The 18,161-nt window shown below is 61.7% G+C and carries 19 protein-coding genes and 1 pseudogene; 10 read left to right on the plus strand and 10 right to left on the minus strand.

The features are described from left to right. The 3 genes from AC1D1Z_RS26000 to ligA form a co-directional block, all read left to right on the plus strand. Positions 1-663: DNA repair protein RecN (locus tag AC1D1Z_RS26000; protein ID WP_477851997.1), on the plus strand; the 663-nt coding region annotated here is incomplete at its 5' end. An 80-nt stretch (positions 664-743) separates the two neighbouring features. Beyond that, a complete protein-coding gene (locus AC1D1Z_RS26005; RefSeq protein ID WP_113542719.1) occupies positions 744-1,271 on the plus strand; it encodes a DUF6886 family protein in 528 nt (175 codons plus the stop codon). 110 nt (positions 1,272-1,381) lie between these two features. Further along, positions 1,382-3,538 carry an NAD-dependent DNA ligase LigA gene (gene ligA / locus AC1D1Z_RS26010; protein WP_130652764.1) on the plus strand — a complete coding sequence of 719 codons (2,157 nt, stop codon included), beginning with the start codon at positions 1,382-1,384 and terminating at the stop codon, positions 3,536-3,538. A gap of 31 nt (positions 3,539-3,569) precedes the next feature. On the opposite strand, the gene AC1D1Z_RS26015 is transcribed toward ligA, so the two are convergent. After that, positions 3,570-4,106, minus strand: a complete 537-nt coding sequence (locus AC1D1Z_RS26015; protein WP_130652763.1) for a GNAT family N-acetyltransferase — start codon at positions 4,104-4,106, stop codon at positions 3,570-3,572. A gap of 283 nt (positions 4,107-4,389) precedes the next feature. Here AC1D1Z_RS26015 and AC1D1Z_RS26020 point away from each other — a divergent pair, with 283 nt between their 5' ends. Beyond that, positions 4,390-4,980 carry a 3'-5' exonuclease gene (locus AC1D1Z_RS26020; RefSeq protein WP_028732831.1) on the plus strand — a complete coding sequence of 197 codons (591 nt, stop codon included), beginning with the start codon at positions 4,390-4,392 and terminating at the stop codon, positions 4,978-4,980. Positions 4,981-5,056: 76 nt separating this feature from the next. Continuing rightward, positions 5,057-5,551: a CreA family protein gene (locus tag AC1D1Z_RS26025; protein ID WP_130652762.1), complete on the plus strand. Its 495-nt coding sequence runs from the start codon at positions 5,057-5,059 to the stop codon at positions 5,549-5,551. Positions 5,552-5,661: 110 nt separating this feature from the next. Here AC1D1Z_RS26025 and AC1D1Z_RS26030 read toward each other — a convergent pair whose 3' ends face one another. Both AC1D1Z_RS26030 and AC1D1Z_RS26035 read right to left on the minus strand, forming a co-directional pair. Beyond that, the gene (locus tag AC1D1Z_RS26030) at positions 5,662-6,129 is read right to left on the minus strand and encodes a chemotaxis protein CheW (RefSeq protein ID WP_017965084.1); all 468 of its coding nucleotides are present in this window, start codon (positions 6,127-6,129) and stop codon (positions 5,662-5,664) included. A gap of 2 nt (positions 6,130-6,131) precedes the next feature. Further along, a pseudogene (locus AC1D1Z_RS26035) lies at positions 6,132-6,509 on the minus strand (methyl-accepting chemotaxis protein); the annotation flags it as partial. 484 nt (positions 6,510-6,993) lie between these two features. On the opposite strand from AC1D1Z_RS26035, the gene AC1D1Z_RS26040 reads away from it, so the two are divergent. After that, a complete protein-coding gene (locus AC1D1Z_RS26040) occupies positions 6,994-7,596 on the plus strand; it encodes an SCO family protein (protein ID WP_026188469.1) in 603 nt (200 codons plus the stop codon). Positions 7,597-7,664: 68 nt separating this feature from the next. Continuing rightward, a complete protein-coding gene (locus AC1D1Z_RS26045) occupies positions 7,665-8,543 on the plus strand; it encodes a 50S ribosomal protein L11 methyltransferase (protein WP_130652761.1) in 879 nt (292 codons plus the stop codon). A gap of 259 nt (positions 8,544-8,802) precedes the next feature. On the opposite strand, the gene AC1D1Z_RS26050 is transcribed toward AC1D1Z_RS26045, so the two are convergent. Further along, on the minus strand, positions 8,803-8,976 hold the full coding sequence (locus tag AC1D1Z_RS26050) for a hypothetical protein (RefSeq protein WP_012758267.1): 174 nt from the start codon (positions 8,974-8,976) through the stop codon (positions 8,803-8,805). A 279-nt stretch (positions 8,977-9,255) separates the two neighbouring features. On the opposite strand from AC1D1Z_RS26050, the gene AC1D1Z_RS26055 reads away from it, so the two are divergent. Further along, the gene (locus AC1D1Z_RS26055; RefSeq protein ID WP_130652760.1) at positions 9,256-11,091 is read left to right on the plus strand and encodes an aminopeptidase P family protein; all 1,836 of its coding nucleotides are present in this window, start codon (positions 9,256-9,258) and stop codon (positions 11,089-11,091) included. A 43-nt stretch (positions 11,092-11,134) separates the two neighbouring features. Here AC1D1Z_RS26055 and AC1D1Z_RS26060 read toward each other — a convergent pair whose 3' ends face one another. After that, entirely contained in the window at positions 11,135-11,443 is a 309-nt protein-coding gene (locus AC1D1Z_RS26060) for an AzlD family protein (RefSeq protein WP_018242840.1), read from the minus strand. A gap of 3 nt (positions 11,444-11,446) precedes the next feature. Beyond that, positions 11,447-12,178, minus strand: coding sequence for an AzlC family ABC transporter permease (locus tag AC1D1Z_RS26065; protein WP_018242839.1), 732 nt, complete (start codon positions 12,176-12,178; stop codon positions 11,447-11,449). A 133-nt stretch (positions 12,179-12,311) separates the two neighbouring features. Between AC1D1Z_RS26065 and AC1D1Z_RS26070 the strand changes: the two genes are divergently transcribed. Beyond that, the gene (locus AC1D1Z_RS26070; protein WP_130652759.1) at positions 12,312-12,575 is read left to right on the plus strand and encodes a DUF2164 domain-containing protein; all 264 of its coding nucleotides are present in this window, start codon (positions 12,312-12,314) and stop codon (positions 12,573-12,575) included. Between the two features lie 103 nt (positions 12,576-12,678). Here AC1D1Z_RS26070 and AC1D1Z_RS26075 read toward each other — a convergent pair whose 3' ends face one another. From AC1D1Z_RS26075 to AC1D1Z_RS26085, 3 genes are all read right to left on the minus strand, one after another. Continuing rightward, positions 12,679-13,344, minus strand: a complete 666-nt coding sequence (locus AC1D1Z_RS26075; protein ID WP_130652758.1) for a dihydrofolate reductase family protein — start codon at positions 13,342-13,344, stop codon at positions 12,679-12,681. Between the two features lie 99 nt (positions 13,345-13,443). Continuing rightward, positions 13,444-14,070: a bifunctional nicotinamidase/pyrazinamidase gene (gene pncA, locus AC1D1Z_RS26080; protein WP_130652757.1), complete on the minus strand. Its 627-nt coding sequence runs from the start codon at positions 14,068-14,070 to the stop codon at positions 13,444-13,446. 331 nt (positions 14,071-14,401) lie between these two features. Then, positions 14,402-14,887 carry an EF-hand domain-containing protein gene (locus AC1D1Z_RS26085; protein WP_130652756.1) on the minus strand — a complete coding sequence of 162 codons (486 nt, stop codon included), beginning with the start codon at positions 14,885-14,887 and terminating at the stop codon, positions 14,402-14,404. A gap of 399 nt (positions 14,888-15,286) precedes the next feature. Here AC1D1Z_RS26085 and AC1D1Z_RS26090 point away from each other — a divergent pair, with 399 nt between their 5' ends. Then, the gene (locus tag AC1D1Z_RS26090; protein ID WP_026188466.1) at positions 15,287-15,634 is read left to right on the plus strand and encodes a hypothetical protein; all 348 of its coding nucleotides are present in this window, start codon (positions 15,287-15,289) and stop codon (positions 15,632-15,634) included. Between the two features lie 27 nt (positions 15,635-15,661). Here the strand turns inward: AC1D1Z_RS26090 and AC1D1Z_RS26095 are convergent, their stop codons facing one another. After that, positions 15,662-18,142, minus strand: coding sequence for an ATP-dependent helicase (locus AC1D1Z_RS26095; RefSeq protein WP_018242833.1), 2,481 nt, complete (start codon positions 18,140-18,142; stop codon positions 15,662-15,664). Positions 18,143-18,161: the final 19 nt, after the last annotated feature.

The raw sequence follows: 18,161 nt of genomic DNA on the forward strand, positions 1-18,161 counted from the left end.
GGCGAGGAGCGGCTTGCGCGGCTCGAAGCCGAGGTTGGCCTCGCGCGGGAAAATTACGATGCAGCGGCGCGYTCACTGTCCGACAAGCGCCATCATGCCGGCACCGCACTGGCCGGGGCTGTCATGGCCGAGCTGCCGGCGCTGAAGCTCGAACGGGCCCGTTTCATGGTCGAGATCAGCACGGATGCGGGGGAGGCGGCGGCCGAAGGCATCGACGTCGTCGAGTTCCATGTCCAGACCAATCCGGGCACGCGGCCGGGCTCGATCATGAAAGTCGCTTCGGGCGGCGAACTCTCGCGTTTCCTGCTGGCGCTGAAGGTGGCGCTCGCCGATCGCGGATCGGCCCCGACGCTGGTCTTCGACGAAATCGATACCGGCGTCGGCGGTGCTGTGGCCGATGCGATCGGCCAGCGGCTGAAGCGGCTGTCGGAGCGGGTGCAGGTGCTGTCGGTTACGCATGCGCCGCAGGTCGCGGCACGGGCTGCGACGCATCTCTTAATCTCCAAGGGGCCGGTGGCCGACGGTTCGGAAAAGATCGCCACCCGCGTCGCGACGATGGCGCAGAAGGACCGTACCGAGGAGATCGCCCGTATGCTGGCCGGGGCTTCGGTCACCGAAGAGGCGAGGGCGGCGGCGAAGCGGCTGCTTGCCGGCAACGGCTGATCGCCAAGCGACGGCGAGCGGTGACAAGCGTTCCGCTTCGCGTTATGCGCAATATCCCCGATCAGAGGCGATCCCTTGCCATGCGCCTTTTCCATTTCAGCGATAATCCCGATATTGCCGTGTTCGAACCGCGCCCGGTCCGCACTCCCTCGATTCGCCCGACCGGCCGGGAATGGCTGAACGGTCCGCTGGTCTGGGCGATCGATGCCGATCATGACTTCATGTATCTCTATCCGCGCGACTGCCCGCGGATCCTGATCTGGGCGACACCCGAGACGCGGGAGGCCGAGCGGCGGCGCTGGCTCGGGGATTACCGGGGCGCGGCCTATGTCGAGCGCCATTGGTTGGAAAGGCTCTCGACAGAGACGATCCATCGCTACGAGCTTCCGGCTGACAATTTCGAGGATCTGGATGATGCGGGCATGTGGGTGGCCCGCAGACGCGTTGTTCCCACCGAGCGCACCGCCATCTCGCGGCTCGACCGGGAGTTTGCGCCGCGCGGGGTGGAGCTCAGGGTGGTCGATAGCCTGCAGCCGTTGAAGAGCCTCCGGAACACCGGCCTGCATGTCAGCGGCATCCGGCTGCGCAATGCCAGGGATTGGGAATAGGCCGGGCAACCGACCTTCCTTTCGCAGGATATGTGGTCTCCCTTTTCATCCAGAAATTTTGCTCTAAAAACAATCCAGATTTCTGACCAGATTCTCTGGAGTGATGTTCCATGTCCACCGAAGGTTCCGCCGTCGACACGTTGACGATCGAAGAGGCTGCCGCCGAGCTTGAACGGCTGGCAAAGGAGATCGCGCATCACGATGCGCTCTACCACGGCAAGGACCAGCCGGAGATTTCGGATGCCGATTACGACGCGCTGAAGCGCCGCAATGATGCGCTCGAGGCGCGCTTTCCCGAGTTGATCCGCGAAGACAGCCCATCGCGGCATGTCGGTGCAGCGCCCTCCGTCACCTTCTCGCCCGTCATCCACGCGCGGCCGATGCTGTCGCTCGACAACACTTTCTCGCAGGAGGACGTGCAGGATTTCGTCGCCGGCGTCTATCGCTTCCTCGGCCGGCTGCCCGACCAGTCGATCGCCTTTACCGCCGAGCCGAAGATCGACGGTCTTTCGATGTCGATCCGTTACGAGAATGGCAGGCTGGTGACGGCTGCAACGCGTGGCGACGGCACGACGGGGGAGAACGTCACCGCCAACATCCGGACCATCGCCGAGATCCCCAACGAGCTGCCGAAGGGCGCGCCCGCGGTCGTGGAGATCCGCGGTGAAGTCTATATGGCCAAGAGCGATTTCCTGGCGCTGAACCGGCAGATGGAGGCGGAGGGCAAGCAGACCTATGTCAATCCGCGCAACACCGCGGCCGGATCGTTGCGCCAACTCGACGCCAAGGTGACGGCGAGCCGCAAGCTGAAATTCTTCGCTTATGCCTGGGGCGAGATGTCGGAGATGCCCGCCGACACACAGTTCGGTATGGTGCAGACCTTCAAGGACTGGGGTTTTCCCGTCAATCCGCTGATGAAGCGATTGAACTCGGTCGCCGACATCCTGGCGCATTATGACGAGATCGGCCTCGAGCGCCCGGATCTCGACTACGACATCGACGGCGTCGTCTATAAGGTCGACAGTCTCGAGCTGCAGGCTCGTCTTGGCTTCCGCTCGCGTTCGCCGCGCTGGGCGACGGCGCACAAGTTTCCGGCGGAGCAGGCCTTCACCGAGGTCGAAAAGGTCGAGATTCAGGTCGGTCGCACCGGGGCGCTGACGCCGGTGGCGCGGCTGAAGCCGATTACGGTTGGCGGCGTCGTCGTCACCAATGCGACGCTGCACAACGAGGATTACATCAAGGGCATCGGCAATAGCGGCGAGCGCATCCGACCGGAGGAACACGATATCCGTGAGGGCGATACCGTCATCGTTCAGCGCGCCGGCGACGTCATTCCGCAGATCCTCGATGTGGTGATGGAAAAACGCGCGGCCGACGCCCGGCCATACGAATTCCCGAAGACATGCCCGGTCTGCGGTTCGCATGCCGTGCGCGAGGTCAACGAGAAGACCGGCAAGATGGATTCGGTGCGCCGCTGCACCGGTGGCTTCATCTGCCGGGCGCAGGCGACGGAGCATTTGAAGCACTTCGTTTCGCGCAACGCTTTCGATATTGAAGGGCTCGGTTCGAAGCAGATCGACTTCTTCTTCGAAAACGACGACGCGTCGCTGCAGATCCGCACCGCGCCCGATATCTTCACGCTGGAGAAGCGCCAGCAGCAATCGCTGACCAAGCTGGAGAATATTGACGGTTTCGGCAAGGTCAGCGTCGGCAAGCTCTATGCGGCGATCAACGAACGGCGCAGCATTGCGCTCCACCGCTTCATCTACGCGCTCGGCATCCGTCACGTCGGCGAGACCACGGCGAAGCTGCTGGCGCGCTCCTATGGCACCTATGCCGCCTTTGAGACGGCGATGCGGGAGGCCGAGACGCTTGCCGGCGACGCCTGGAACGATCTCAACGCCATCGAGGGCATCGGCGAGGTCGTGGCGCGGGCTATCGTCGAATTCTACAAGGAGCCGCGCAATGTCGAGGTGATCACCCGGCTTATCGAGGAGGTGACGCCCGAGGAGGCCGAGCAGCCGGTGACGACAGGCAGCCCGGTCGCCGGCAAGACCGTGGTTTTCACCGGCTCGCTGGAAAAGTTTACCCGCGACGAGGCGAAGGCGAGGGCGGAGAGCCTCGGCGCCAAGGTGGCGGGATCGGTCTCCAAGAAGACCGACATCGTCGTCGCCGGCCCAGGTGCTGGCTCCAAGCTCGACAAGGCACGCGAGCTTGGCGTGCAGACGATGGACGAGGACGAATGGCTGGCACTGATCAGCGGGTGAGGGGCTGACGGCAAGCCGCCAGCCCGTTTTCTCATAGCCTGAGCCGCGCCATCCCATAGGCGTCGACATACTCCCCGGATCGAAAGCCGAAGGCCCTTAGCAGGCCTTCCCGTTCGAAGCCGAATTTCCGGTAGAGGCCGATGGCGACATCGTTGTCGGTGTAGACGGTCAGTTCCAGCCGTTTGATATCAAGCCAGTCGTCGGCGGCGTCGACCATCGCGCCGAGCAGGATCCGTCCGAAGCCGCGGCCGGTGAAATCGTCATGCACGCCCATGCCGATACTGGCGACGTGCTGCCGACGGCCGGAGAGGCGGTTGAGGCCGCCATTGCCGACGATCTTGCCATTTTGGGTGACGACGAGGTTGAGCGCGCCTGGCGACGGGATTTCCATGTGCTTGCGAACCTCCTCGACCCGCTGGTAGGGCGGCCTCAAGGTGCCGGCCCTATAGCCCGGCAGATTTATGAGATCCGTGATCTCCTCCGCATCGGACAGGCGGACGGCGCGCACCAGGACGCCATCCGGCAGGCGCGCTCGGCCGCGAGGTTCATTCTCTTCGTTTTCGGACATTCATGCTCTCCATCGGTGTCAGGAGGAGAGCCGGTTTCCGAAAACCCTGCTCGCCTCGGCAGGGTTTCGGGATGATGATCGGATCGCTGCTAACGCGCCATCGCTCCCGCGTACCCTTCAAGGGTCGTGGTGTGATGGATAAGCGCTGCCATGGTCACGGAACTGATCATGGCGGCAAGTTTCGATATGGGGGTTAAAAAGTCAACCATGCGTCGTGTCGAATTTGCGCGGCCGGAAGCGGGGCGGTATTCCTGTTCCTGAAGAAACGATTCGGGTTGCTGATTTGAAGACCATCGCGATTGACTTCGAGACGGCGAACGAACAGCGCGGCAGCGCCTGTTCCGTCGGCCTTGCCTGGATCGAGGAGGGCAGGGTCACGCGCGTCGAAGAGCGACTGATCCGACCGCGGGAGATGCGCTTTTCCGGGATGAACATCGCAATCCATGGCATCCGGCCGGAGCATGTCGAGGACGCGCCCGAGTTTCCCGAGGTGATGGACGAGTTCGAGGAGGATTTTCGCGGCGCGACGATGATCGCGCACAATGCTTCCTTCGATTTCAGCGTCTGGCGGGCGAGCCTCGATCTCTACCGGCAATCCTATCCGGAGCTTACCTATCTCTGCAGCCTGAAGATGGCGCAACGAATCTGGCCGCATTTCCTCTCGCACCGTTTGAACCTGATCGCCGAGCATCTCGGCCTGCGTTTCGTGCACCACAACGCTGCCGAGGATGCTGTGGTCTGCGCGGCCGCGGCGATCGAGATGGCGAAAGCCGTCAAGGCCAACGCCGTTCACGCGATACCGGCGCTGATCGGCATGAGGCCCGGCCGGCTGACTGCGCGGGCCTACGAGCCCTGTACCTGCCGGAAAGGCTGATTCCTTCCACGAGCCCCATTTCTTGCAAAGCATGGGTGCATGCTTATCTAAAATGCGGATTATTCAGGGAGCCGCCATGTCCAGACTGCGCAATCTTCTCCTCGCCGCCTTTTCCTTCGCCGTCCTTTCCGCAGGCGCTGCCTCAGCCGAAGTCGTCGGCAAGGTCGGGGTCGACTGGATCGGCAACGACATCATTGTCGAGGCGGTCTCCGACCCTGAGGTCAAGGGCATCACCTGTCACGTCACCTATTTCGATCGCAGCTTGATCGACCGGTTCAAGAACGGCAACTGGTTCGAGGACCCGTCCAATAATTCCATCGCCTGCCGGCAGACCGGGCCGATCGAGATCGGTAGTATCGATCTGTCCAAGGATGGCAGCGAGGTGTTCCGCCAGGGCATGTCGCTGATCTGGAAGACGCTGGTCGTCAACCGCATCTACGATAAGACGAACGACACGCTGATCTATCTCGCCCATTCGCGCGAACTGACCGACGGCTCGGCGAAGATGTCGATCTCGACCATTCCGCTCTATGGGCAGAACGTTGTCTGGAAGAATGGGAAGCCGCAATAGAGCTTCTGCTGTGAGATATTTGGAAAGAGCGCTGCTTCCCTTTTTCTCTCATTGCAAAATCAAAAAGGCCCGGACGAGCCGGGCCTTCGAATTCCAGATATGGATAGCCCTCAGGCGGCCTGCGTCAGTTCGTCGGCAATGACCGTGTCGAGATTCAAGAAGCAGACCATGGTCTTTTCGAGCGCGACGATGCCGCGGCAGAAGGCGCGCTGGGCTTCCGGGATGATTTCCGGCGGCGGCTGCAGATCTTCGCTCTTGATGGTCATCATGTCGGAAACCTGCTCGACCAGCAGACCGACCAGCTTGCCCGCAATGTCGGTGACGATGATCGCCGAGCGCTCGGAGGGCTCGGTCATCTTCATGCCGAGGCGGCAGGCCATGTCGATGACGGGGATCACCGCACCGCGCAGGTTGATGAGACCCAGCACATAGGGCGGGGTGTGCGGCATCGGCGTCACCGGCGCCCAGCCGCGGATTTCGCGGATGGCCATGATGTCGATGCAGAACTCCTGGTCGCCCAGGTGGAACGAAACGATTTCGAGATAAGCGCCCGACTGCTTGATGGCGTTGTTGTTCATGGTCAGAATTCTTCCCAGTTGTCCCCGACGGGAGAAGCGATGACTTTGGCGGCAGTGCCGCCGTTGAATGCGACCGCGATTTTACCGATCAGGCTGCGCGCGGGTGATTGTCTCGAATGCGAGGCGGCAGGTCCCTCTCGCGGCGTTTGCCGGGCGCTCATGCCCTCGCCAGTCTTGAACTGCATGACCAGTTGCATCAGGTTTGCGGCGTCGATGCCGAGCCTATGGTCTACGGCGTTCGTCTGCGTGACCTGATCCATCTGGCTGATGGATGTATTGATTTCGTTCAGTCCCACGGATTGTTCGCGCGCAGAGGTTACGATTGATTTAACATGTTCATGGATGCGCAAAACATCTTCGCCGATCTGGCGAAGCGCTTCGTACCAGCCGGCGCCGATCATTGTTCCGAAACCTGGAAACGCCGCGCCGTCGAGCGTCGAAAGCCGCTGGCTGGCCGACAGGCTCTTGCGCGCCGCTGAGTTGGTCACGAAATACCCCTTCCGAAAACCGCTCGGATTCGTGTTTGTCTTCCCTCATGCGGAGTCCGGGGTTTTCGCCACGCGGCAGACATCATGTCAGAACGGCAGAAGAGCGCCGCACGCGATTGCTAATATAGATACAACGACTTAAGCCTTTGCTAACGATATCTATCTCGAAACTGCTTGTTCGGCTGAGAACACATCATCAAAACGTGTTGCTTTCGATTTTTAGCCGATCCGACCGAGGGCACGGCGTCGTCTCCGGTGAGACAATCGATCGCGGGTTAGAAAACATATTGTTGAATTGCGCCCGTTCGGTCGAGACTATAATCACGCGGGGCAAGGGGCGGGCGGTACATATCCGCCTGGATCGAGGATCATGCCAATGAAGACATTCCGCATCGCCGTCTGGATCGGTGTCCTGATACTTGCCGGGTTTCTTGGCGGGTTCACGTACTATCTCAACAGATCGGGGAATGTGGTGGCGGAGGCTCCCTTCGGCGTTCCCTTCACCCTGGTCTCCCAAAGCGGGCAGCCGATCACCGAGCAGGCGCTGCGCGGCAAGCCGACGGCGCTGTTTTTCGGCTTCACCCATTGCCCGGAAGTATGCCCGACGACGCTTTTCGAGCTGAACGGCTGGATGGAGAAGGTCGATCCGAAGGGCGACAAGCTGCAGGCCTATTTCGTGACCGTCGATCCGGAGCGCGACACGCCCGAGATCATGAACGAATACGTCTCCAACGTTTCCAAGCGCATCACCGGCATTTCCGGCGCGCCTGACAAGATCGCCGAGGTTATCAAGGGGTTCCGCGTCTACGCCAAGAAGGTGCCAGTCGACGAGAAGGATCCGAACGGCGACTATACGATGGATCACACCGCTTCGGTCTTCTTGCTCGATTCGGCCGGGCGCTTTTCCGGAACGATCGCCTATGGCGAAAACCCGGACACGGCGGTAAAGAAGCTGGAGAATCTCGTCAGCAAGGGGTGATGGTTTCAGCGTGATGGGGCGTTGGCTCGACCGATGGCGGGCAACGGAAACGGGAAAGACCGCCTATCGTGAGTGAAATCCGCCTTTACGTGACGACGACCGAAAGCAAGGCCGAACAGATCCTCGACCTTCTGAGTGCGGTCTTCGGTGAAGAAGACTTTGCCATCGGCACCACCGAGATCGATGAGAAGAAGGATATCTGGGAAGCCTCGATCTATATGATGGCCGAGGACGAGGCGGAGGTGCATTCCCGCGTCGAGGAGGCATTGAGGACCTCTTTCCCTGATGCCCGGTTGCAGCGGGAAGTCATCCCGGATGTCGACTGGGTGGTGAAATCGCTGGAGGGACTGAAGCCCGTCAGGGCAGGGCGCTTCCTGGTGCATGGTTCGCATGACCGCGACAAGATTCGCTCCGGCGACATCGCCATCGAGATCGATGCCGGCCAGGCCTTCGGTACCGGTCATCACGGCACGACGGCGGGCTGCCTCGAGGTGATCGATGCCGTGGTGCGCTCGCGCCCGGTCCGCAACGCGCTCGATCTCGGCACCGGCAGCGGCGTGCTGGCGATTGCGGTGCGCAAGCTCAGGAACATACCAGTGCTTGCGACCGACATCGATCCGATCGCGACGAAGGTGGCGGCCGAAAACGTGCGCCGCAACGGCATTGCCTCGGGCATCGTCACCAGGACCGCGCCGGGCTTTCATTCGACGGCCTTTTCCGAGCACGGTCCCTTCGATCTCATCATCGCCAACATTCTCGCCCGGCCGCTGATCCGCATGGCACCGAAGCTTGCGGCGCATCTTGCGCCTGGCGGATCGGTCATTCTCTCCGGCATCCTTGCCGGGCAACGCTGGAAGGTGATCGCCGCCTATAGCGGCGCGAGGCTTCGCCATGTCAGAACCATCTGGCGCAACGGCTGGGTGACCATCCACTTCGACCGACCCTAATGCGCGTCGCATAGAATTTGATTCATGCGACGCGGTTAGATCCTTGTTTTTATGCAATGTCGTCATCCCCAAACTGCTGCACGGTTTGGGCATGCGTCGCATCCGGAAACGGCAAAAGAAAAAGGCGGTGCCGATGGCACCGCCTTGGACCGGTCTATCCGGTCAATGCCCGCGAGCTCAAGGGGAGGAGCGCTCGAGCGGGCTCTACTGCATTCCAATAGGCCGGTCCGGGAGGGAGGAGACGGACTGGCTTCCAGGCTTAGAACGCGTAGCTGAGGGCACCCTTGTGGCGCGTGGCCCGCTGGCCGGCGCCGAGCAGCTTGAGGCTGTCCTCGTTCTGCGGGCGGCGGGCGCCGATCACGTGACGCACGGTCTGGCGTTCGCCAGCCTGCACCGGGCTGCTATATGCGAAGCGCGAGAGAGAGGCGGTCATTTCAAGAATTCCTTTGTTTGCAGGTTCATCGCGAACCGTTCGATGACGCCTATATAGCTATTCTGAAATGCGGAGGCAGAGGGTTTCGCTCATGGGAGCCATGCGGCCAATGCATAAAGCGTGCCAAATTAACTTTTGGCGTCACAGTTCTGTCAAAATGTTGAGCGGCCCCAGAGGTTTCGACTCGTTTGGTCGCTTTTTCTCCCCATCGGTTGAAATTTCGCTAACATGGCCAGCATCCCATTAACCGGATTCGTCTCAATCATTCGGGTTTCCAGCATGTTCCAGTCTTTCGAGGTTACCTCCACGCCGCAATTCGGCAGGGATCGTGTATCGGCGCTGCGGGCCGGTTTCGATACGCTCGGCATCGACGCCTTCCTCGTGCCGCGCGCCGACGAGTTCAACGGCGAATATGTTCCTGCAGGTTCCGAGCGTCTCGCGTGGCTGACGGGCTTTACCGGTTCCGCAGGCATTGCGCTCATCCTGCGCACGCAGGCGATCGTCTTCGTCGACGGGCGCTATGTGACGCAGCTTGCCGAACAGGTCGACGGTTCGGTCTTTTCTGGCGGCGATCTCGTCAACGAGCCGCCGCATGTCTGGCTTGCGGCAAACGGCAGCAACGGCCTGCGGCTCGGCATCGACCCCTGGCTGCATGCGGGTGCCGAGGTGCGCCGGCTGGAAAGAGCCCTTTCGCAGATCGGCGGCACGCTGGTCTTCCTGCCGCACAATCCGCTCGACAGGCTTTGGAGCGACCGGCCGGCCGAGCCGCTCGGCGCGGTCAGCATCCAGAACGTCGCGCAGGCCGGCGTGCTGGCGAGAGAGAAGATCGCGACGATCGCCGCCGATCTTTCGAAGAAGAATCTTGCGGCGGTGTTGATCGCCGATCCCTCTTCTGTCGCCTGGACCTTCAATATCCGCGGCGCCGACGTGCCGCACACGCCGCATCCGCTGGCGCGCGCCATCATCCATGCTGACGGCCGGGCCGAGATCTTCCTCGACAAGCGCAAGACCGGCATCGAGCCGGAGGCCTATCTCGCGCAGATCTGCACGCAGCTGCCGCCCTCGGCGCTGGAGGAGAGGTTGGCTGCCGTTTCGAGGGATGGCGGCCGCGTGCTGATCGACCCTGATGTCGCCTCCTATGCGCTGGCGGAGATCATCCGCAAGGCGGGCGGCGAAGTGGTGGAGGGCGCCGATCCCGCCAAGTTGCCGCGCGCAGTGAAGAATGACGTCGAGATCAACGGCTCGGCCGCCGCGCATCTGCAGGACGGTGCGGCGATGGTGGAGTTCCTCTATTGGCTGTCGCAGACAAAACCCGGCACGGTCAGCGAGATCGCTGCTGCCGAGCATCTCGAAGCGGCGCGCGCCCGCGTCGGCCAGAGCATGCAGAACCCGCTGAAGGACATTTCCTTCGACACGATTTCGGGAGCCGGCGAACATGCGGCGATCATGCATTACCGTGTGACGACCGAGACCAACCGGATGATCGAGGCCGGCGAACTGTTCCTGATCGATTCCGGCGCGCAATATATCAACGGTACGACCGACATCACCCGCACCGTCGGCATCGGCGCGGTGGCGGAAGAGCATCGGCGCTTCTTCACGCTGGTGCTGAAAGGGATGATAGACATCAGCACCGCGCGTTTCCCTAAGGGCACGCGCGGCTGCGATCTCGATCCGCTGGCGCGCATCGCGCTGTGGCGGGCCGGCGCCGATTTCGCTCACGGCACAGGCCACGGCGTCGGCTCCTATCTTTCGGTGCATGAGGGGCCGCAGCGCATCTCCAGGCTTTCGACGCAGGAACTGCTGCCCGGCATGATCCTTTCAAACGAGCCGGGCTATTACCGGCCCGGCAGCTTCGGCATCCGCATCGAGAACCTGATCTACGTGCGCGGGGCCGAAGAGATCGAGGGCGGCGATGCGCCTATGCTCGGATTCGAGACGCTGACTTTCTGCCCGATCGACCGCAGCCTCGTCATTCCCGAGCTGCTGACCCATGACGAACTGCACTGGTTCAACGACTATCATCGCCGCACCTGCGAGGCGCTGATGCCGCTCATCCATGATCACAATGTCAGGGCGTGGCTCGAAAACGCGACGCTGCCGCTGGAATACTAAGCTGGAATACTAAGATGTCTCGGCGCCGGCCCCGGGCCGGTGCTCAGAACCCGCCGGCATGGCGCCAGATCATCACGACGATCCAGGCGGCGACCAGCATCCATGTGTGGGTGAAGCGCAAGCCGATGAAGAGGGCGACGATCAGCGCCAGCTTCGATTCCCAGCCGCCGATGAAGAAGGCGGGTGCAACCAGCGTCGTCAGCACGGCGGCCGGCACGGCATTCAGCGCCGCCTCCATGCGCGGCGGAATGCTCTTCATGCGGGTGATGAGGATATATCCGCCGATTCGGGTGGCGAAGGTGGCAGCTGCTGCGGCGAGGATGACGAGCGCCATGTGAAGATCGAATTCCATGGCTCAGACCTCGTGCACTTCGGATTGAAGGGCGTCGGCTTCGAGATCAGGCTCTTGCTGCGGCAAAGGCAGCACGGCGGCGAGCACGATGCCGACGGCGGCGCCGAGGCTGACATGCCAGGGCGAGCCGACATAGCGGTAGGCGAGCACGGAAGCCACCGCGCTGACGAGCGCCACCGGTAGGAAATTGTCTCGCTTGCGGAAGCCGAGGACGATGCCAAGGAAATAAGCCGGCAGCAGGATGTCGAGGCCGATGGCCTTGGGATCGCCAATGAAGCCGCCGAGCATGCCGCCGGCGACGCTGATCAGCACCCAGGGGACGTAGATGATGATGGCGAAGCCGAAATACCAGGCGAAGGTGAGTTGCCGGCCGGCCTCGCCGCGCTTGACCGCTTCGGCGAATTGCGGATCGACGAGCAGGAAAAAGGTGAAGAATTTCTGCACCGGCGTGAAATGGCCGATGTAGCGCGCCAGGGCCGCCGAATAGAGCACGTGGCGGAAATTGACGGCGAGGATCGACAGCACGATCAGCCAGGCGTGGACATTGTGACCGAAGAGTTCGATACCGACCATCTGGCTAGCGCCGGCGTAGACGGTGGCGCTCATGAAGGCGGTTTCGGAGAGCGACAAGCCGTTTTCGACCGCAAGCGCTCCGAAGAGAGCGCCAAAGGGCGCGGATGCCAGCGCAACGGCGGAGCCACCCCGCAAACCTTCAACAAAGTCGGCGCGATTCATGCGATCTTGTCCAGTTGGAATACAAGTTTTCCCTTATGGTCTATGGCTTGCAACAGCAATTGAATTTCCTTGATTGACCAATCGATTTTGCTGAACCATCAAAGTCCCGATCGCATTCGGCAAAGAGGCAATGATGAAGAAGATCGAATTTTCGAAGGAGACGAAGGCGACGATCGTTGCCAGCATTCGCCGCTATTTCGAGGCCGAGCTCGACCAGCCGATCGGCGTGCTGCAGGCGGAATTCCTGCTCGATTTCTTCGCGGACGAGATCGGCGCCCATTATTACAACCAGGGCCTTCGTGATGCGCATGCGGCGCTTCTGAGGAAGATGGAGGACCTGGCCGAGGACATCTATCTGCTGGAGCGAGACGACAAGAGCAAAGGCACTGCTGCATAGTTTTAAGGCGTTCCTTGCGCATTTGAAGGGACGCGCGGCGCTGCAGCCGATAACGGGACGCGGCGGCGCCGCGCCCCGCAAAGATTGCGGAAGGCAGAAGGCGTCAGCCCTCGCGCTTCATCCTCTCCCGGCGGGCGATTTCGGCCTCGGAGGGCTGCGCCAGTTCGAACGTGCCTGTCTTGATTGCGCCAGCACGCTCGTAGATGCTCATGATGACGCCTGTCGTCGATACCGTGTTGGCGGTGAGCTTCAGCGCCTCCGGCTTGGCGCCTTGACCGAACAGGCGTTTGCCCGGGCCAAGCACGAGCGGGAAAGTCAGAAGCCGCAACTCGTCGATCAGGTCATGCGCCAACAGGGTCTGCAACAGGCCGCTGCTGCCCTGTGTCAGGAGGACGGGGCCATCCAGCTGCTTCAACCGGGCGATTTCGGCAGCTGCATCGCCGCGCAGGGCGACGGAATTTGCCCAGGTGAGCGGCTCTGCGGAAGTGGTCGCGACATATTTGGTCACGGCGTTGAAGACTTTGCCGATCGGATCGTCTTTCCCGACGAAGGGCCAGTGCGCGGCGAAGATTTCGTAGGTCTTGCGGCCGAGCAGCAGTTCGAAGGGATCGGTAAAGATCCCGCCCATGAACTGGCCCATCGGCTCGTCCCAATAGTTGACGGTCCAGCCGCCCTGAGTGAAGCCGCCGGTCGGATCCTCCCGCGGCCCACCGGGCGCCTGCATGACGCCGTCCAAACTCACGAAGGCGGCAGCAACTAACTTTCTCATCTCTCAACTCCCATTGTTGGTGCGTTCAGAGCCAAGGACGGATTGACTTGCACCGATCCGACATTCGATGCGATTTTTTCGGGCGTTATCCGAGCTAAACTAGCCGGCTAGGACCTTGGCGCTGTCGATGATCGCGATGCCATGCGCCTGCATTTCCTCGATGGCGGCGGCGACGCCTTCGGGGGTGATGCCGCGGCTTGCATCCTTGATGAAGCGCACGCGGACACCAGGCATCATCTCCAGCGCGTCGAGCGCAGAGAATTTGACGCAATAGTCGGTTGCCAGTCCGCAGACGTCTAGGTCGGTGACGCCCTGGTCCTCGAGGAAATCGGAAAGGCCGGTCGAGGCGTCGCGGTCATTGTCGCGGAAGGCCGAATAGCTGTCGATATAGGGATTCTCGCCCTTCTGCTGGATCAGGTCGATCTCTTCGGATTTGAGCTCGGGATGCAGTTCGGCATCAAGCGTACCCTGAATACAGTGGTCGGGCCACATCATCTGCGGTTTGCCCGACAGTTCCCCCATCTCGAAGGGGGCGGCACCCGGATGGGCGGAGGCAAAGCTGCCATGGCCAGACGGATGCCAGTCCTGCGAGGCGACGATCAAATCGTATTTGCCGCTATCGATCAGTCTGTTTGCGACGGGAACCACATTGTCGCCCTCCGGCACCGGCAGATTGCCACCCGGACAGAAGCCGTTCTGAATATCGACGAGCAGCAGCGCTTTCATCAAGGCCAATCCCTTCGCTTTATTGCAGTGCAAGACGCCAAGCACACTGAATGGATCAACTAGTGGATTTCCAGGCGCGGACGCGCAAGTGTTAATTCTGGCACTAGCGGTAGTAAGTCGTCGAAACAGAATGCTCTAATGCAATCATTGCGTTAGTTGGCGGCGGTTCTCGTGTTGAAATGGAGCGGAGGGATGGGGACGGCTCGTGCATGATTTCCGGATCGCAGCCCGCGACGGTGGCAATTGCCGGCAAATCGATCTGCCTGCGTAGGACGCCTTTGTGCGCATCGATGGATCGAGGCTCCCCCGGCAGAGCCCGGATCTTGGCCAGCTAGACGGCCGCCACGTCTTCGGCTGCGGAATCACCTGCTGCGGCGGAAGCGCCGTAGGTATTGCGGTAGGCCTGAAGGGCCGTCTGCATGTCGCTCAACACCTTGGTGAGGAGCGGATCGCTATCACCTGAAGTCTTGATGCTGTTCGGATCGGCGGCGAGGAATTCGGACTCGGTCAACTTGCCGTCGCCATTCGTATCCATCGCTGCGAAGACGCCCTTGGAATCGTCGTCGCTCTGATCGCTGCCGTCGCCCTGATCGTCGCTGCCGTCGGTCTTCTGCATGGACAGCATCAGCGACAGGATATCGGCGGTGATCTTCTTGACGATATCGGTGCTGCTGTCGTCGCTGTCGGTCGACGTCGAGGACGGCGAGGCGGCGGCCAACTCGTCCGCCGAAATGACACCGTCGCCATTCTTGTCGAGGCTGGAAAGTGGAGACTGGTACTGGGTCACTGTGCTGCCGAGAGATGAAACACTGGTCACTTGAACCTCCTTTGAAAAGTTCGTCGTGAAGCCTGCCTTTCATGGGCGGGCAGCCTTTGGGCTAAGCTGATTTGCGCAAAGCGTCAAAGCGACGTTTTGACAGGGTAGAAGTGCGATTGACGGCGCGGGGCGACGCACGTTAACCTTTCGGTTACCAAAACTGTCTCATTGGAATTATTGGCTTTTTTTGGCGACCCATGGGTTCTGGCGAGCGGAAGCACATGCGTGCGATAGCAGGAGATCGCGCCGGTGCGGCTTGCGGAAGGGGCGATGGGCGATATACCAGCTCTCCGCCGCTGCGGCATTTCGTCCGCCTTCTCGAAGCGCTACGCCAGGTCGATCTTGCTCCCTGCCGCGATTTCTGCCTTTCTTGCCTCAGCAGCAAGCCGGAGCGAAGCCATGTCCGAGCCCGATCCAGACGAAAAGATCGATGCGACGTTCCGCAACGGATCGCTGACGGCGGCCGGGATCATCCTCGGCTTCTCCCTTAATTTTATTAGTGTCTGGGTTTCCAATCCCAACGACTGGAGCCGCATCGATATTCCGCCGATGCTGTTTCTGACCATCGGCATCGCCGTCCAGGTGAAGGTCTTTGCCGATCTGCTCGCGCGCGATTCTCTCTTTGCCGTCAAATATGATCGGTCTCGCCGGCTCTTCCTGATTGGATTGGGAATCGTCGCCGCCGGAATCGGCATTGCCCTGATCAACGATATTCTCGGGCTCGGAAGGATGCGGATGCTCGGGTGAAGGTTTTCGCGCCGTGTTGATGCCAGGTCAAACGCGCTCGACGAACCCGTCCAAGACCCGCTTCTGTCCGGCCCGGTCGAATTCGATCGTCAGCTTGTTGCCTTCGATGCCGGTGATGTTGCCGTTGCCGAATTTCAGGTGGAACACGCGGTCGCCGAGCGTGAACCTCGACGGTTCCGATGAGGTCGATTTCGCCACCAGCTCGCCTTCGATGGTGCGCCCCTTGGGGCCGCTCTCGCCGTAGCCGATACGTTCGACGGCGTGGCCGGAGCGGGTGCCCCAATTGTCGCGCGTGGCATCGGTCTTGTTGGCCTGGGCGCGTTTCCAGCCGGGAGTGGAATAGGAGTTGGCGAAGGGTTCGGCCTTGTCGAAGCGGGACTGGCCGTAGCCGCCGCGACCGTAACCGCCGTAGCTCTGCTCCATTTCGGCGACCTCGACATGGGTTTCCGGCAGTTCGTCGAGGAAACGCGAGGGCAGGGTCGATTGCCAGAGGCCATGGATGCGGCGGTTGGAGACGAACCAGATGTGGCAGCGGTGCTTGGCGCGGGTGATGCCGACATAGGCGAGGCGGCGTTCCTCCTCCAGGCCGGCGCGGCCGCTCTCATCGAGCGAGCGCTGGTGCGGGAAGAGGCCTTCCTCCCAGCCGGGCAGGAAGACGGTGTCGAATTCCAGGCCCTTGGCCGAATGCAGCGTCATGATCGAGACGGCGTCGAGGTTCTCGTTGGTCTCGGCATCCATCACCAGCGAGACGTGTTCGAGGAAGCCGCGCATCGACTCGAAGCTTTCCATCGAGCGGATCAGTTCCTTGAGGTTCTCAAGGCGGCCGGGGGCTTCGGCACTCTTGTCGTTCTTCCACATGTCGGTATAGCCGGACTCTTCGAGGATCTGCTCGGCAAGTTCGGTATGCGGTGTGTTTTCAAGCAGTTCCTGCCATCGGCGGAAAGATTGAATCACGTCGAAGAGCGCCTTTCGCGCCTTCGGCTTCAGCTCGTCCGTCTCGATAATGTCGGCCGCCGCCGCAAGCATTGGTATATCGCGGGCGCGGGCATAGTCGTGCAGCGCACGTACCGTCGTGTCGCCGAGGCCGCGCTTCGGCGTGTTGATGATGCGTTCGAAGGCGAGGTCGTCGGAGGCTTGAGCGACCAGGCGAAAATAGGCCATGGCATCGCGGATTTCCAGGCGCTCGTAGAAGCGCGGGCCGCCGATGACACGGTAGTTGAGGCCGAGGGTGACGAAGCGGTCTTCGAATTCACGCATCTGGAAGGAGGCGCGCACGAGGATCGCCATGTCGTTCAGCAGATGTTTGCCGCGCTGGAGCTGCTCGATCTCCTCGCCGATGGCGCGGGCTTCCTCCTCCGAATCCCAGGAGGCGTGGACCTGCACCTTGACGTCATCGGGATCGGAGCGGTCGGTGAACAGCGTCTTGCCGAGGCGGCCCTCATTATGGGCGATCAGATGGGCAGCGGCGCCGAGGATATGTTCGGTCGAGCGGTAGTTGCGCTCGAGCTTGATCACCTTGGCGCCGGGGAAATCCTTTTCGAAGCGCAGGATATTGTCGACCTCCGCGCCGCGCCAGCCATAGATCGACTGATCGTCGTCGCCGACGCAGCAGACGTTCTGCGGCTCGCCCTTGGGGCGCTGGGCGAGAAGCCTGAGCCACATGTACTGAGCGGTGTTGGTGTCCTGATACTCGTCGACGAGGATATAGCGGAAGCGGCCGTGATATTCCTTCAAGAGATCCGGGTTCTTGCGGAAGATCGCGATCGGATGCATCAGCAGGTCGCCGAAGTCGCAGGCGTTCAGCGTCGTCAGGCGCGCCTGATAGGCAAAATAGAGATCGCGGCCGCGGCCATTGGCAAAGGCGCGGGCGTCGCCCTCGGGGATATCGGCGGGGCCGAGACCCTTGTTCTTCCAGGTGTCGATCATGCCGGCGAACTGCTTGGCCGGCCAGCGCTTGTCGTCGAGGCCTTCGGCCTGGATCAACTGCTTGATCAGGCGGACGACGTCGTCGGTATCGAGAATGGTGAAATCGGAGCGCAGGCCGACGAGCTCGCCGTGGCGGCGCAGAAGTTTGACGCCGATCGAGTGGAAGGTGCCGAGCCAGGGCATGCCTTCGACGGCGCCACCGACGAGCAGCGCGATGCGCTCCTTCATCTCGCGGGCCGCCTTGTTGGTGAAGGTGACGGCGAGGATCTGCGAGGGGAAGGCACGGCCGGTGTTGAGGATATGGGCAATGCGGGTCGTCAGTACGCGCGTCTTGCCGGTGCCGGCGCCGGCCAGCACGAGGACGGGGCCTTCCAACGTTTCGACGGCTTCGGTCTGCTCGGGGTTCAGCCCGGCGAGGTAATCCGGCCGCTTGCCACCGTCGCGAGCCGCCATGGCGCGCGCCGCGATGCCGCCGCCGGCGACGGGCGCCCTTTCGGCGGGTGCGGCAGGCGGCTGCGGCTTGCGCGCCATCTCGCCCGGCTCTTCGTCGAAGAAGGGCATATCGTCGAAACTATTGCTCATGGCGCGTAATGTAGTGATT

It is taken from the genome of Rhizobium sp. P1_E1 (genome assembly GCF_056406015.1).

What these genes read in the sequence shown, in the direction of transcription:
- AC1D1Z_RS26075 (WP_130652758.1), bottom strand. Translation starts at nt 13,344, where the DNA reads ATGAGAAAGTTAGTTGCTGCCGCCTTCGTGAGTTTGGACGGCGTCATG.
- AC1D1Z_RS26050 (WP_012758267.1), bottom strand. Translation starts at nt 8,976, where the DNA reads ATGACCGCCTCTCTCTCGCGCTTCGCATATAGCAGCCCGGTGCAGGCT.
- AC1D1Z_RS26055 (WP_130652760.1), top strand. Translation starts at nt 9,256, where the DNA reads ATGTTCCAGTCTTTCGAGGTTACCTCCACGCCGCAATTCGGCAGGGAT.
- AC1D1Z_RS26070 (WP_130652759.1), top strand. Translation starts at nt 12,312, where the DNA reads ATGAAGAAGATCGAATTTTCGAAGGAGACGAAGGCGACGATCGTTGCC.
- AC1D1Z_RS26040 (WP_026188469.1), top strand. Translation starts at nt 6,994, where the DNA reads ATGAAGACATTCCGCATCGCCGTCTGGATCGGTGTCCTGATACTTGCC.
- AC1D1Z_RS26005 (WP_113542719.1), top strand. Translation starts at nt 744, where the DNA reads ATGCGCCTTTTCCATTTCAGCGATAATCCCGATATTGCCGTGTTCGAA.
- AC1D1Z_RS26090 (WP_026188466.1), top strand. Translation starts at nt 15,287, where the DNA reads ATGTCCGAGCCCGATCCAGACGAAAAGATCGATGCGACGTTCCGCAAC.
- pncA (WP_130652757.1), bottom strand. Translation starts at nt 14,070, where the DNA reads ATGAAAGCGCTGCTGCTCGTCGATATTCAGAACGGCTTCTGTCCGGGT.
- AC1D1Z_RS26030 (WP_017965084.1), bottom strand. Translation starts at nt 6,129, where the DNA reads ATGAACAACAACGCCATCAAGCAGTCGGGCGCTTATCTCGAAATCGTT.
- AC1D1Z_RS26025 (WP_130652762.1), top strand. Translation starts at nt 5,057, where the DNA reads ATGTCCAGACTGCGCAATCTTCTCCTCGCCGCCTTTTCCTTCGCCGTC.
- AC1D1Z_RS26095 (WP_018242833.1), bottom strand. Translation starts at nt 18,142, where the DNA reads ATGAGCAATAGTTTCGACGATATGCCCTTCTTCGACGAAGAGCCGGGC.
- AC1D1Z_RS26065 (WP_018242839.1), bottom strand. Translation starts at nt 12,178, where the DNA reads ATGAATCGCGCCGACTTTGTTGAAGGTTTGCGGGGTGGCTCCGCCGTT.
- AC1D1Z_RS26060 (WP_018242840.1), bottom strand. Translation starts at nt 11,443, where the DNA reads ATGGAATTCGATCTTCACATGGCGCTCGTCATCCTCGCCGCAGCAGCT.
- ligA (WP_130652764.1), top strand. Translation starts at nt 1,382, where the DNA reads ATGTCCACCGAAGGTTCCGCCGTCGACACGTTGACGATCGAAGAGGCT.
- AC1D1Z_RS26015 (WP_130652763.1), bottom strand. Translation starts at nt 4,106, where the DNA reads ATGTCCGAAAACGAAGAGAATGAACCTCGCGGCCGAGCGCGCCTGCCG.